The organism is Paracoccus sp. N5 (assembly GCF_000371965.1).
In the GTDB taxonomy this organism is placed as follows: Bacteria; Pseudomonadota; Alphaproteobacteria; order Rhodobacterales; family Rhodobacteraceae; genus Paracoccus.
On sequence record NZ_AQUO01000001.1, the window covers coordinates 2,180,813 to 2,194,169 of the forward strand.

General features: G+C 67.5%; 10 protein-coding genes and 1 pseudogene. 9 read left to right on the forward strand and 2 right to left on the reverse strand.

Translation table 11 applies throughout. From position 1 onward, the window contains the following. Nucleotides 1–128: 128 nt before the first annotated feature. The 3 genes from rpsD to PARN5_RS0110965 all read left to right on the forward strand — a co-directional run bounded on the left by rpsD (nucleotide 129) and on the right by PARN5_RS0110965 (nucleotide 2,347). Nucleotides 129–749 carry a 30S ribosomal protein S4 gene (rpsD, locus tag PARN5_RS0110955; RefSeq protein WP_017999819.1) on the forward strand — a complete coding sequence of 207 codons (621 nt, stop codon included), beginning with the start codon at nucleotides 129–131 and terminating at the stop codon, nucleotides 747–749. A 206-nt stretch (nucleotides 750–955) separates the two neighbouring features. Beyond that, entirely contained in the window at nucleotides 956–1,564 is a 609-nt protein-coding gene (locus PARN5_RS0110960; RefSeq protein ID WP_017999820.1) for a hypothetical protein, read from the forward strand. Between the two features lie 126 nt (nucleotides 1,565–1,690). Then, nucleotides 1,691–2,347, forward strand: a complete 657-nt coding sequence (locus tag PARN5_RS0110965) for a metal-binding protein ZinT (RefSeq protein WP_026155353.1) — start codon at nucleotides 1,691–1,693, stop codon at nucleotides 2,345–2,347. Between the two features lie 36 nt (nucleotides 2,348–2,383). On the opposite strand, the gene acnA is transcribed toward PARN5_RS0110965, so the two are convergent. After that, complete coding sequence (gene acnA, locus PARN5_RS0110970) at nucleotides 2,384–5,164, reverse strand: aconitate hydratase AcnA (protein ID WP_017999822.1); 2,781 nt, start codon at nucleotides 5,162–5,164, stop codon at nucleotides 2,384–2,386. Nucleotides 5,165–5,483: 319 nt separating this feature from the next. Here acnA and PARN5_RS21935 point away from each other — a divergent pair, with 319 nt between their 5' ends. The 5 genes and pseudogenes from PARN5_RS21935 (at nucleotide 5,484) to PARN5_RS0110995 (ending at nucleotide 12,019) form a co-directional block, all read left to right on the forward strand. After that, nucleotides 5,484–6,581: a DUF1223 domain-containing protein gene (locus PARN5_RS21935; protein ID WP_017999823.1), complete on the forward strand. Its 1,098-nt coding sequence runs from the start codon at nucleotides 5,484–5,486 to the stop codon at nucleotides 6,579–6,581. Between the two features lie 54 nt (nucleotides 6,582–6,635). Continuing rightward, nucleotides 6,636–7,253 carry an inner membrane-spanning protein YciB gene (locus PARN5_RS0110980; RefSeq protein ID WP_017999824.1) on the forward strand — a complete coding sequence of 206 codons (618 nt, stop codon included), beginning with the start codon at nucleotides 6,636–6,638 and terminating at the stop codon, nucleotides 7,251–7,253. Between the two features lie 58 nt (nucleotides 7,254–7,311). Further along, nucleotides 7,312–8,484 (forward strand): O-succinylhomoserine sulfhydrylase, encoded by a 1,173-nt coding sequence (metZ, locus tag PARN5_RS0110985; protein ID WP_017999825.1) that lies wholly within the window; start codon nucleotides 7,312–7,314, stop codon nucleotides 8,482–8,484. A gap of 127 nt (nucleotides 8,485–8,611) precedes the next feature. Next, nucleotides 8,612–9,556, forward strand: a pseudogene (folE2, locus tag PARN5_RS0110990) (GTP cyclohydrolase FolE2); the annotation flags it as partial. A gap of 54 nt (nucleotides 9,557–9,610) precedes the next feature. Then, nucleotides 9,611–12,019, forward strand: a complete 2,409-nt coding sequence (locus PARN5_RS0110995) for a UvrD-helicase domain-containing protein (RefSeq protein ID WP_017999827.1) — start codon at nucleotides 9,611–9,613, stop codon at nucleotides 12,017–12,019. On the opposite strand, the gene PARN5_RS0111000 is transcribed toward PARN5_RS0110995, so the two are convergent. Next, nucleotides 12,016–12,855, reverse strand: a complete 840-nt coding sequence (locus tag PARN5_RS0111000; protein ID WP_017999828.1) for an NAD(P)H-binding protein — start codon at nucleotides 12,853–12,855, stop codon at nucleotides 12,016–12,018. The genes PARN5_RS0110995 and PARN5_RS0111000 overlap by 4 nt on opposite strands. Nucleotides 12,856–12,928: 73 nt before the next feature. Between PARN5_RS0111000 and PARN5_RS0111005 the strand changes: the two genes are divergently transcribed. Next, nucleotides 12,929–13,285: a helix-turn-helix domain-containing protein gene (locus PARN5_RS0111005; RefSeq protein ID WP_017999829.1), complete on the forward strand. Its 357-nt coding sequence runs from the start codon at nucleotides 12,929–12,931 to the stop codon at nucleotides 13,283–13,285. Nucleotides 13,286–13,357: the final 72 nt, after the last annotated feature.

The window sequence follows — 13,357 nt, forward strand, 5'->3', positions numbered from 1 at the left end:
TTGACTCTGGTCGCGGGGCGGCTATAAGCGCCGCTTCATTGGTGTTGGTGGACCCCGCAAGGGGAACCCTGTCGGGCTTTATGCCAAAGGACAACGCCCTTCGACAATGTGAAAGAAGGAGATCAGCGATGACCAAACGCACCGCTGCCAAGTACAAGATCGACCGCCGCATGGGCGAAAACATCTGGGGCCGCGCCAAGTCGCCGCTGAACCGCCGCGAATACGGCCCCGGCCAGCACGGCCAGCGCCGCAAGGGCAAGCTGTCGGACTTCGGCACCCAGCTGCGCGCCAAGCAGAAGCTGAAAGGCTATTACGGCGACCTGACCGAGAAGCAGTTCCGCCGCATCTATGCGGAAGCCGAGCGCGTCAAGGGCGACACCGGCGAGAACCTGATCGGCCTGCTGGAGCGCCGCCTGGACGCCGTCGTCTATCGCGCCAAGTTCGTGCCGACCATCTTCGCCGCCCGCCAGTTCGTGAACCACGGCCACGTGGAAGTGAACGGCAAGCGCGTGAACATCGCCTCGTATCGCGTCAAGGAAGGCGACGTGATCTCGATCCGCGAGCGGTCGCGCCAACTGGCTATCGTGCTGGAAGCCGTCGCCCTGACCGAGCGTGACGTGCCGGACTATCTGGAAGTGGACCACAACAAGATGACCGCGAGCTTCGTGCGTCAGCCGGCCCTAGGCGACGTGCCCTATGCCGTGCAGATGGAGCCGAACCTGGTCGTCGAATTCTACGCCAAGAACTGATCCTTTCGGGTCAGACGGGTTGCAGGGCCGTCCCTTCGGGGGCGGCCTTTTCCTTTTGCGGCGCGGTCGCGTGGGTATTTGTGAAACAGTGAAGGCGAGGGCCGTGCCCCCGGGGCCACAACCGGGGCTGGTAACGATCCTGTGGATTGCGGCCCCGGCCCGGGGTCTGGAATGAGGGGCTGCGCGGACAGATCTTGGAGGATGCGATGCGGCTTTTGGCGGTTTTGATGGCGGTGCTGCTGGCGCTGCCGGCGGCGGCGCAGGAGAAGCCTGCGGCCGAGGAGAAGCTCTGGACCTGCGAGACCTCGATCGCGGGCGAGAAGACCGCGATCAACTATGTCCGCGACGCCGAATTCCGCGAGAATGTCGGGCGGCTCGAGAAGAACTTCTCGGGCTGGGGGCGGATCTCCTGCCCGGGCTATGTCACCCTGCGCGAGATCCTGCGTCGCAACCAGATGGGCGACGACGGCAGCTATTGCCTGCTGTGGGACAAGGCCGGGGACACCTACATCGGGGCGCAGAAGGGCGCGCGCAAGGGCAATGCGCTGTGCCGCAAGACCTTCTGCGAGCGGGTGAATTCGACCCGGCAGGCCACCTTCCGCAATGCCAATGCGCTGGCCGTCGCCGGTTATGACGCGGTGACGCAGCGGCCGGGGGCGACGATCCTGGCCGCGACCTCGGGCTCGATGGTCGGCACGCTGGAGGCGGCGGGGGCGGCGGCGATGGGCGTCGCGGCCTCGCCGGTGGCGGTGGGGTCGATGGTGATCGGCTCGGCCGCGGTGGGCGGCACCATGTGGTATTGCGCCGAGGAATAGGCTTCGCGCGCAGCGGGGGTTCGGGGGGCCGTGCGCGCAGGCGTGCGGCCTTTTGCTTTTTCGGGGCTTGCGCCGGGTTTCGCAGGAATTTAGTTATGTAATAACGTAACCGAATGGAGCAGGACGATGCGAGCAATCGGATTGGGTGCGGCGGCCTTGGCGCTGCTGCTGGCGGCGGGGCCGGGCATGGCCGAGCAGGGCAAGGGGCACAGCCACCAGCATGGCCACAGCCATGGCGACCCGCAGCAGGCCCAGATCGCCAAAGGCTATTTCGAGGATGCACAGGTTGCCGACCGGCCGTTGTCGAACTGGGACGGCGACTGGCAGTCGGTCTATCCGCTGCTTCTGGATGGCACGCTCGACCCGGTGATGGCGCACAAGGCCAAGCATGGCGACAAGACCGCCGCCGAATACAAGGCCTATTACGATACCGGCTATCGCAGCGATGTCGAGCGGATCGAGATCCATGGCGACACCGTCAGCTTCCATGCCGGCGACAAGGTCCTGACGGGGCGCTATGCCTCGGACGGGCACGAGATCCTGACCTATGCCAAGGGCAACCGGGGTGTGCGCTTCATCTTCAGGAAGGTTTCTGGCGATGCGGGCGCGCCGGGTTATTTCCAGTTCAGCGACCACAAGATCGCGCCGGCCAAGGCCGATCACTTTCACCTTTACATGGGCGACGACCGGGCGAAGCTGCTCGACGAGGTGACGAACTGGCCGACCTATTACCCGGCCGCGCTGACGCCCGCGCAGGTCGCCCGGGACATGCAGGCGCATTGAAGGAAAAGACCCCGGTTTTCCGGGGCCTTTCGCGGCTCAGGCCTTCGCCAGGTTGCGCAGCACGTAATGCAGCACGCCGCCGTTTTCGAGATATTCGATCTCGACCTCGGTATCGACGCGCGCTTTCAGCTGGATCACCTTCACGGTGCCGTCGGCATAGCGGATCGTGGCCGGGACCAGCGACAGCGGCTTGAAGTCGCCTTCCAGACCGTCGATCGAGATCACCTCGTCGCCGGTCAGGCCCAGGGTCTTGCGGTTGTCGCCGCCGGTGAACTCGAAGGGGATCACGCCCATGCCGACCAGGTTCGAGCGGTGGATGCGCTCGAAGCTCTCGGCGATGACCGCCTTGACGCCCAAAAGGTTGGTGCCCTTGGCTGCCCAGTCGCGGCTGGAGCCCGCGCCATATTCGATGCCGCCGATCACCACCAGCGGGATGCCCGCGTCCTTGTAGGCCATGGCGGCGTCGTAGATCGAGGTCTGCTGGCCGTCCGGTCCCTTGGAATAGCCGCCCTCGACGCCCTCCAGCATCTCGTTGCGGATGCGGATATTGGCGAAGGTGCCGCGCATCATGACCTCGTGGTTGCCGCGGCGCGAGCCGTAGCTGTTGAAGTCGCGCGGGGCCACCTGGTGCTCGGTCAGGTATTTCCCGGCCGGGGTGGTCGGCTTGAAGGATCCGGCCGGCGAGATGTGGTCGGTGGTGATCATGTCGCCCAGAAGCGCCAGGATGCGGGCGCCGTCGATATTGTGGATCCTGCCCTTCTGCGGGCCCATGCCCTGGAAATAGGGCGGGTTGCGGATATAGGTCGAGCTCGGCGGCCAGTCATAGGTCTCGCTGTCCGTCACCTCGACCGCCTGCCAGCGCGCATCGCCCTTGAACACGTCGGCGTATTTCTGCTGGAACATCTCGCGGGTGACGATGCTGTCGACCAGCTCGGCGACCTCTTTCGATGTCGGCCAGATGTCCTTGAGGAACACCGGCTGGCCTTCGGGCGTATGGGCCAGCGGCTGGGTGGTCAGGTCGATGTTCATGTCGCCGGCGATGGCATAGGCCACCACGAGCGGCGGCGAGGCCAGGTAGTTCGCCCGCACGTCGGGCGAGATCCGGCCCTCGAAGTTGCGGTTGCCGGACAGGACCGAGACCGCGACCAGGTCGTTTTCGTTGATCGATTTCGAGATCTCCGGCGCCAGCGGGCCGGAGTTGCCGATGCAGGTGGTGCAGCCGAAGCCGACCAGGTTGAAGCCCAGCGCGTCGAGATCGTCCTGAAGGTCCGCCGCCTTCAGGTATTCCTCGACCACCTGGCTGCCGGGCGCCAGCGAGGTCTTGACCCAGGGCTTGCTGGTCAGGCCAAGCGCGCGCGCCTTGCGGGCGACGAGGCCCGCCGCCATCAGCACATAGGGGTTCGAGGTATTGGTGCAGGAGGTGATCGCCGCGATCACCACCGAGCCGTCGCGCAGGGTATAGCCCTGGCCCTCGACCGTGCCGGTGTTCAGGTGGCCGTGGTGGCCGCCCGGAATCTCGGACGGTTTGGGATCGGGGGCGCCGCCTTCGCGGGTCATCAGCTCTTTCTCGGCCTTGGGGGCCGAGGGTGCCGGGCGCATGCCCAGGATATAGTCGCGGAACGCCTTGGCCGAATCGGTCAGCGCGACATGGTCCTGCGGCCGCTTCGGGCCCGAGATGGCGGGGACGACGTCGGCCTGGTCCAGTTCCAGCGTCGAGCTGTAGACCGGCGCGTAATCCGGCGTCCGCCAGAAGCCGTTCTCCTTGGCATAGGCCTCGACCAGGGCGATGCGCGATTCGTCGCGCCCGGTCTGGCGCAGATAGCGCAGGGTCTCGTTGTCGATCGGGAAGAAGCCGCAGGTCGCGCCGTATTCGGGGGCCATGTTGGCGATGGTGGCGCGGTCGGGCAGCGGCATGTGGTCGAGGCCGTCGCCGTAGAATTCCACGAACTTGCCGACGACGCCGTGCTTGCGCAGCATCTGCACCACCTTCAGCACCAGGTCGGTGGCGGTCACGCCCTCGCGCAGCGCGCCGGTGATCTTGAAGCCGACGACCTCGGGGATCAGCATGGAAATCGGCTGGCCCAGCATGGCCGCCTCGGCCTCGATGCCGCCGACGCCCCAGCCCAGCACGGCAAGGCCGTTGACCATGGTGGTGTGGCTGTCGGTGCCGACCAGCGTGTCGGGATAGGCCACAAGGGTGCCGTCCTGGTCGGTGTCGGTCCAGACCGTCTGCGCCAGGTATTCCAGGTTCACCTGGTGGCAGATGCCGGTGCCGGGCGGCACCACGCGGAAATTGTTGAAGGCGTTCTGCCCCCATTTCAGGAAGGTATAGCGCTCCATGTTGCGCTGATATTCCAGGTCGACGTTCATCTGGAAGGCGCGCGGCGTGCCGAATTCGTCGACCATGACCGAATGGTCGATGACCAGGTCGACCGGGTTCAGCGGGTTGATCCGCTGCGGGTTGCCGCCCAGTGCCTTGATGCCGTCGCGCATCGCGGCCAGGTCGACCACGGCCGGCACGCCGGTAAAGTCCTGCATCAGCACCCGGGCCGGGCGATAGGCGATCTCGCGCGGGTTCTGGCCGCCCTTTTCCGCCCATTCGGCGAAGGCCCTGATGTCATCGACGCTGACCGTGCGGCCGCCGTCCTCGAAGCGCAGCAGGTTCTCCAGCACCACCTTCAGCGAGGCGGGCAGGCGCGAAAAGTCGCCCAGGCCGGCCTCGGTCGCGGCGGCGATGGAGTAATAGGCGACACTCGAGCCGCCGACCTGAAGCTGGCGGCGCGTCCTGGCGGTGTCGGTTCCTGTTTCGATGGGCATGACCCGGCTCCCTATTTTCTGAAAAAGGTGGCTAGATGGCGGTGCTTACTGACCATGTGCGCCTTTTCCCGGAGCGGTTCAAGAGGGGCAGGGCAGAATTGTATGCGACAGTATACCAATATGCCGGCCAAAGCGCCGGGGTTGTGGGATTTGCAACACGGTCACAGTGCCGGAACGGGGCGCTAACAAAGCATTGATTTGTCGTCCGTGCCCCGGCCGGGTTAGCTGACCCGCATCGGAAGGGCCGGGAATGCACAGGACAATGCCGAAGACTCGCGACAGCAGGACAGGACCGGAGTCCGGGAAACCCCGCGCCCGGATGCGGGGCCTGGCGGGCGGGACGCGGATCCTGGCGCTGATGCTGGCGCTGGCGGCCGGGGTGCCGGCGCTGGCGCAGGATGGCGGCGGCATGGGCGGGGACATGGGCGGCGGCATGGGGATGGGCGCGGACCATGTCGGCGTCTCGACCCTGTCGGACCCGCCTTCGGAGCCGATGGGCACGGCGCCCGCCGCGCCGATGGACGCTCCGACCGATGCCGGTCCCGCGGGCGATTCCGGTCCCGAGACCGTCCCCGCCGAGCCCGAGGATGACGGCGTCATCGGCCTGATCCCGGCGCCCGAGGGCGAGCCGGGTCTGCCCGCCGACCTGCTGCCGCCGGTGCATCCCGTGGACCTGGCCGGTCCCGGCGTCGCCGCCTTCGCCGAGGTGCAGGCCCGCCGCATGCTGGGCCCGATCGACCATCCGCCGGTGGTGGTCGAGCTTTTCACCTCGCAGGGCTGCTCGTCCTGCCCGCCGGCGGACGAGATGCTGGGCGACCTCGCCGACCGCGACGACGTGCTGGCGCTGTCCTGGCATGTCGATTACTGGGACTATCTCGGCTGGGCCGATGAATTCGCCCGGCCCGAATTCACCCGCCGCCAGCAGGCCTATGCGCATCAGTCGGGCGAGCGGGCGATCTATACCCCGCAGATGATCGTCGGCGGCAGCGACACGCTGATCGCGCTGCGCCCGGCCGAGCTGATGGGGCTGGTGCAGGGCCAGATGGCGCGCCCGCCCATGGTCATGGTCTCGTCGAGCCAGCAGGCGGAGGGCTATCGCATCGAGCTGACGCCGCGCGGCGCGATCCGCGACCGGGTGGCGATCATCCTGGTACGCTATGCCCCGGCCCGCAAGGTCACGATCAAGGCCGGCGAGAACCGCGGCGTGGCGCTGAACTATCGCAACGTGGTCCTCGCGGCCGAGCGCGTCGCCGAATGGGACGGCCGCGCGCCGCTGCGCATGACCGTGAAGCCCGATCCGCAAAGCGGCGACGCCTTCCCGACCGATACCCGCCATGCCATCCTGGCGCAGGAGCTGGGCGAGGGCGACCCGCTGGCCGCCAGCGGCCCGATCCTGGCCGCGATCCGGCTGGACTGAACCCGCCATCCGGGGCACAAGCGCGCATCCCGCCGATGAAAGGAACCTCTGCCCGTGTCCGATGCCCGCAAGTCCGACGCCCGCAAGATCAACCCCTGGCTCAAGGCCGCGCTGGAATTCGGGCCGCTGATCCTGTTCTTCCTGGTCTTCTCGCGCTTCCGCGACCATGTGGTCAGCTTCGGCGGGCGGGACTATTCCGGCTTCATCCTGGCGACGCTGGTCTTCATCCCGGTTCTGGTCGCCTCGACCCTGGCGCTGTGGCGGCTGACGGGCAAGCTGGCGCCGATGCAGCTGGCCACGCTGGTGCTGGTCGTGGTGTTCGGCGGGCTGTCGGTCTGGCTCAACGACCCGAAATTCTTCAAGATGAAACCGACGCTGATCTACCTGCTTTTCGCGGGTCTGCTGGGCATCAGCCTGGCGTTGGGCCGCAACTGGCTGCAGCTGGTCATGTCCGAGGCGCTGCCGATGCGCGCCGAGGGCTGGCGCATCCTGACCATCCGCATGGTGGCGCTGTTCCTGGGCCTGGCGCTGGCCAATGAACTGGTCTGGCGGCTGATGTCGGAGACCGCCTGGGTCAACTTCAAGACCTTCGGCCTGCCGGCGATCATGGTGGCCTTCTTCGTGTTGAACGCCCGGCTTTTCGAACGCTACGCCCTGCCCAGGGATCAGTGACGCCTTGATCGGCCGGCGGCGGGGGCGTATCGGGGATTCAGCCCCAAGGAGTCCGCGCATGTCTGACAAGCCCCTGCACCCCCGCACCCGCGCCATCCACCACGGCATCCGCCGCAGCCAATATGGCGAGATGGCCGAGGCGCTGTTCATGACCCAGGGCTTTGCCTATGACAGCGCCGAGCAGGCCGAGGCGCGCTTCATCAAGGCCGGCCCGGACGAATTCATCTATGCCCGCTACGGCAACCCGACCTCGCGCATGTTCGAGGACCGGATCGCCAGCCTGGAAGGCACCGAGGACGCCTTTGCCACCGCCTCGGGCATGGCGGCGGTGAATGGCGCGCTGATGTGCTTCGCCAAACCCGGCGACCATATCGTGTCCTCCCGGGCGCTGTTCGGCTCGTGTCTTTATGTGCTCGACGTGCTGGCCCGCTTCGGCGTCGAGGTGAGCTATGTCGACGGCACCGACCTTGACCAGTGGCGCGCGGCGATCCGGCCCGACACGCGGGCGGTGTTCTTCGAATCGGTCTCGAACCCGACGCTGGAGGTGGTCGACATCGCGGGCGTGGCGGCGCTGGCCCGGGCCGTGGGCGCGCTGGTCGTGGTCGACAACGTCTTCGCCACCCCGGTCTACAGCCGCGCGGTCGAGCAGGGCGCCGACGTGGTGGTCTATTCCACGACCAAGCACATCGACGGCTCGGGGCGCTGCCTGGGCGGCGTGATCTGCGGCACCCGGCAATTCGTGCGCGAGGTGGCCGAGCCCTATCTGAAGCACACCGGCGCCGCGATCAGCCCCTTCAACGCCTGGCTGATGCTGAACGGGCTGAACACGCTGGACCTGCGGGTCCGGGCGCAGACCGACAGCGCCCTGGCGCTGGCCCGGGCGCTGCAGGACATGGCCGGCGTGAGCCGGGTGGTCTATCCGGGCCTGCCCGACCATCCGCAATACGATCTGGTGCAGCGCCAGATGGGGGCGGGCGGCACGATGATCGCCGTCGACGTCGGCAGCAAGGCCGCCGCCTTCGCCGCCATGGACCGGATGCGGGTCTTCGAGATCTCGAACAACCTTGGCGATGCCAAGTCGATCGTCACCCATCCCGCGACCACGACGCATTCGCGCCTGACCCCCGAGGTGCGCGAGGGCCTGGGCATCACCCCGGGCCTGCTGCGGCTGTCGGTCGGGCTGGAACATGCCGACGATCTGATCGACGATCTGCGTCAGGCGCTGGCCTGAGCGCGCCGGCATCCGCATTAAGTCGGACGCCCCTTTTGTTTTGGCTGTATAATGCCCACATTGCAGCCGGACCTGCCCCAGGGAGACGACGATGACCGAGGCCCGCCCCGTCGCCACCGAACGCGCCTATCCGGCGCTGTCGCGCGAATACCCCAGTGATTTCCGCGTTGACGACGCCTATAAGGCCAGCCTGCCGGACCTGCAGAACGGTCCGGCCAGCCTGATCGTGGGCGCCCGCGCGCCGATCCAGCATGTCGGCATCTCGAACTTCCGCCTGCCGATCCGCTATGAGACCCGCCCCGATTCGACGCATCTGGGCGGCGACATCAAGCTGGAAACCAGCGTCACCGGCACCGTCAGCCTGGAGGCCGACCGCAAGGGCATCAACATGAGCCGCATCATGCGCTCGTTCTATGCCCATGCAGAAAAGCAGTTCTCGATGCGGGTGCTGCAAGCGGCGCTGGACGACTACAAGTCCGACCTCGACAGTTTCGACGCCCGCATCCAGATGCGGCTTTCCTATCCGATCCGGGTCGAATCGCTGCGTTCGGGCCTGTCGGGCTGGCAATATTACGACGTGGCGCTGGAGCTGGTCGAGCGCGCCGGCCACCGGCTGCGGATCATGCATTTCGACTATGTCTATTCCTCGACCTGCCCCTGCTCGCTGGAGCTCAGCGAACACGCCCGCCAGATGCGCGGCCAGCTGGCGACGCCGCATTCGCAACGCTCGGTGGCGCGCATCTCGGCGGTGATGCATGGCGATACGCTGTGGTTCGAGGACATGGTCGACCTCTGCCGCCGCGCCGTCGCCACGGAAACCCAGGTCATGGTCAAGCGCGAAGACGAGCAGGCCTTTGCCGAGCTGAACGCGGCGAATCCGATCTTCGTCGAGGATGCCGTGCGCGCCTTTGCTGGCGAGCTGATGGCCGAGCCGCGCATCGGCGATTTCCGCGTTGTCGCCAGCCACCAGGAATCGCTGCATTCGCATGACGCGGTCTCGGTGCTGACCCAGGGCGAGACTTTCGCGCAGGTCAGCCTGGATCCCTCGATCTTTGCCGGGCTGCGGGCGTGAACAAGCCGTGAACACGGGCTTCCCTCGGCCGCCCGTCGCCGCTATGCTGCCGGCATGAGCGATTTCGACGATTCCGACGCCTTCGAGGCCGCCGCTGCCCCGGTGCCGCAAAAGGGACCGCTGTCGCAGCGCGCCATGTCGGCGCGGCCGGCGCCCTATCTGGAGGGGTTGAACCCGGCGCAGCGCGCGGCGGTCGAGGCGCTGGACGGCCCGGTCCTGCTTCTGGCCGGGGCAGGGACCGGCAAGACCCGGGCGCTGACCACCCGCATCGCGCATCTGCTGACCTTGGGCCGCGCGCGGCCGGGCCAGATCCTGGCCGTGACCTTCACCAACAAGGCCGCGCGCGAGATGAAGGAGCGTATCGGCCGCCTGCTGGGCGAGATGGTCGAGGGCATGCCCTGGCTGGGGACGTTCCACAGCGTCAGCGTCAAGATCCTGCGCCGCCATGCCGAGCTGGTCGGCGACGCCGAGCTGCACCTGAAGCCCAGCTTCACCATCCTCGACACCGACGACCAGATCCGGCTGATGAAGCAGCTGATCGCGGCCGAGAACATCGACGAAAAGCGCTGGCCGGCACGGCAGCTGGCCGGGCTGATCGACGGCTGGAAGAACCGCTGCATCACCCCCGCCCGGCTGCCCAAGGGCGAGGAACGCGCCTTCGACGGCTGGGGTGGGCGGCTCTATGCCACCTATCAGCGCCGGCTCCTGGAGCTGAACGCCGTCGATTTCGGCGACCTCCTGATGCATTGCGTCACCATCTTCCAGGCCCATCCGGACGTGCTGCGCCAGTGGCAGGAGCGGTTCCGCTATATCCTCGTCGACGAATACCAGGACACCAACGTCGCGCAATATATGTGGCTGCGGCTGCTGGCCCAGGCGCATCGCAACATCTGCTGCGTCGGCGACGACGACCAGTCGATCTATGGCTGGCGCGGCGCCGAGGTCGGCAACATCCTGCGCTTCGAAAGCGATTTCCCCGGCGCCCAGGTGATCCGGCTGGAGCAGAACTATCGCTCGACCCCGCATATCCTGGCCGCCGCCTCGGGGCTGATCGCGGCCAACAAGGGGCGCTTGGGCAAGACGCTCTGGACCGATGCCACGGGCGGCGAGCCGGTGCGCCTGATCGGCCATTGGGACAGCGAGGCCGAGGCGCGCTGGATCGGCGAGGAGATCGAGGCCTTCCACGGCGGCCACCGCCACAGCCTCGGCCGGCGCAGCCTGAACGACATCGCCATCCTCGTGCGCGCCAGCCACCAGATGCGAGCCTTCGAGGACCGCTTCATGACCATCGGCCTGCCCTATCGGGTGATCGGCGGGCCGCGTTTCTACGAACGCCAGGAAATCCGCGACGCCATGGCCTATTTCCGGCTGGCGGTCAGCCCCACCGACGACCTGGCGTTCGAGCGCATCGTGAACGTGCCGAAGCGGGGCCTTGGTGACAAGGCGGTGCAGACCATCCAGGCCGAGGCGCGCGAGCGCGGCCTGTCGCTGCTGGAAGGCGCCGCCTCGGCGGTGGCCGTGGGCGCGCTGGGCGGCAAGGGGGCCGGCGCCCTGCGCCAGTTCACGCAAGCCATGGGCCGCTGGCACGCCGACGCGCTGGACGCCCGCGTGAACCACGTCGAGCTGGCCGAGCGGATCCTGGACGAATCCGGCTATACCGCGATGTGGCAGAACGACAAGTCGCCCGACGCGCCGGGCCGGCTCGACAACCTCAAGGAACTGGTCAAGGCGCTGGAGGAATTCGAGAACCTGCAAGGTTTCCTGGAACACGTCGCGCTGGTCATGGACAATGACGCGGGCGAGCAGGCCGAGCAGGTCAGCATCATGACGCTGCACGCCGCCAAGGGGCTGGAATATCCCATCGTCTTCCTGCCGGGCTGGGAGGACGGGCTGTTCCCCAGCCAGCGCAGCATGGACGAATCCGGCATGAAGGGCCTGGAAGAGGAGCGCCGCCTGGCCTATGTCGGCATCACCCGGGCCGAGGAGCTGGCCACCATCACCTTCGCCGGCAACCGCCGCATGTATGGGCAATGGCAATCCTCGCTGCCCTCGCGCTTCATCGACGAATTGCCCGAGGAGCACGTCGAGGTGCTGACGCCCCCCGGCCTCTACGGCGGCGGCTATGGCGCGGCGGCGGCTTTCGCGGCGTCGTCCATGCACGACCGCGCCGCCAAGGCCGATGTCTACAATTCTCCGGGCTGGAAGCGGATGCAGGAACGGTCCACCGCGCGTACACAGCCCGTACACCGCACGCCGGTCATCATCGACGCCGAGCCGGCCGCGCGCTTTGCCGTCGGCGACCGGGTGTTCCACCAGAAATTCGGCAATGGCACCGTGCAGGGCATCGCCGAGGACACGCTCACCGTCGAATTCCCGACCGGCTTCAAGACCATCAAGGCGGGCTATGTGCAGCCCGCCTCGGGAGCCTCGTCGGGCGCGTCGACCGACGACGTGCCGTTCTAGAGCGCGGCCCGGACCACATCCGCCAGGGGCGTGGTCGGCCGTCCGATCAGCGCCGACAGCTGCCGGCCGTCGTCGAACAGCGCGCCCTGGCCTGCGCCCACGTCCCAGCCGGCGATCGCCGCCGCCAGCCCCTGCGGCAACCCGGCCCCGACCAGCGCCGCGGCATAATCCGCCTCGGAAAGGTTGCGATAGGGGATGTCCTTGCCGCTCTGGCGCGAGATTTCGGCGGCAAGATCGGCCAGCGTCCAGGCGTCGTCGCCTGCCAGCTCATAGGTCCTGCCGGCATGGCTGCCACTCGCGGCCACGATCGCCGCGGCATCGGCATAATCCGCCCGCGCCGCGCCCGAGATCCGGCCCGCGCTCGCCGCCCCGATCAGCGCGCCATGCTGCAAGGCGGCCGGAATCGCGCCGGTATAATTTTCGGCATACCAGCCATTGCGCAGGATTACATGCGGAATGCCGGATTCCGCCAGCGCCGCCTCGGTCGCCACATGCTCGCCCGCCAGCGACAGCGGCGAGCGGTCGGCATGCAGCAGGCTGGTATAGACGATCTGCCCGACGCCGGCAGCCTTGGCTGCCGCGATCACGGCGCGGTGCTGCGCCTCGCGCTTGCCGACCTCGCTCGAGGAAATCAGCACCAGCCGCGCGACGCCCGCCAGCGCCGGCGCCAGCGTCTCGGGCCGGTCATAGTCGAAGGCGCGGGTCTCGATGCCCAGGCCGGCCTTTTCCGGTGAACGCGCCAGGGCGATGATCTCGCCCGCGGGCAGCAGGGTCTGCAATTTCTCGATGGTCAGGCGGCCCAGCTGGCCGGTGGCTCCGGTGACGGCAATGGTCATGGGTTTCTCCTTCTTGTGCCGGGCAAGATAGGCGCCTAACTTACGATCCGTAAGTACGAACGGAAATGTTAGTATGCAAAATTTCGAGCGCGGAAACCTGCTGGCGGCGGCCTGCCCGTCGCGCGACGTGCTGCGGCGCCTGACCGGGCGCTGGGGCATGCTGGTGCTGTGGGCGCTGAGCGACGGCCCGCAACGCTTCGGCGGCTTGCGCAAGCACATCGGCGGCGTCAGCGAGCGCATGCTGGCGCAGACCCTGCAGGGGCTGGAAACCGACGGCATGGTGCTGCGCCGCGACTTCGGCACCGTGCCGCCGCATGTGGAATACGCGCTGACGCCCCTGGGCCAGCAGGCGGCGGCCCGGGTCGGCGCGCTGCTCGACTGGATCGAGGACAGCCTGCCCAGCATCGCCCGCAATTGGCCGGATCCCTGACCGGCAGATGCCGCAAGATGGGTATTTGAGGAACGAAGAAGCCGGGCGCGGCGCCCATGGCTTCTTTGCTCC

Bases quoted from the DNA above. Each gene is read 5' to 3' on its own strand.
- rpsD (WP_017999819.1), top strand. From the start codon at position 129: ATGACCAAACGCACCGCTGCCAAGTACAAGATCGACCGCCGCATGGGC.
- PARN5_RS0110960 (WP_017999820.1), top strand. From the start codon at position 956: ATGCGGCTTTTGGCGGTTTTGATGGCGGTGCTGCTGGCGCTGCCGGCG.
- PARN5_RS0110965 (WP_026155353.1), top strand. From the start codon at position 1,691: ATGCGAGCAATCGGATTGGGTGCGGCGGCCTTGGCGCTGCTGCTGGCG.
- acnA (WP_017999822.1), bottom strand. From the start codon at position 5,164: ATGCCCATCGAAACAGGAACCGACACCGCCAGGACGCGCCGCCAGCTT.
- PARN5_RS21935 (WP_017999823.1), top strand. From the start codon at position 5,484: ATGCGGGGCCTGGCGGGCGGGACGCGGATCCTGGCGCTGATGCTGGCG.
- metZ (WP_017999825.1), top strand. From the start codon at position 7,312: ATGTCTGACAAGCCCCTGCACCCCCGCACCCGCGCCATCCACCACGGC.
- PARN5_RS0110995 (WP_017999827.1), top strand. From the start codon at position 9,611: ATGAGCGATTTCGACGATTCCGACGCCTTCGAGGCCGCCGCTGCCCCG.
- PARN5_RS0111000 (WP_017999828.1), bottom strand. From the start codon at position 12,855: ATGACCATTGCCGTCACCGGAGCCACCGGCCAGCTGGGCCGCCTGACC.
- PARN5_RS0111005 (WP_017999829.1), top strand. From the start codon at position 12,929: ATGCAAAATTTCGAGCGCGGAAACCTGCTGGCGGCGGCCTGCCCGTCG.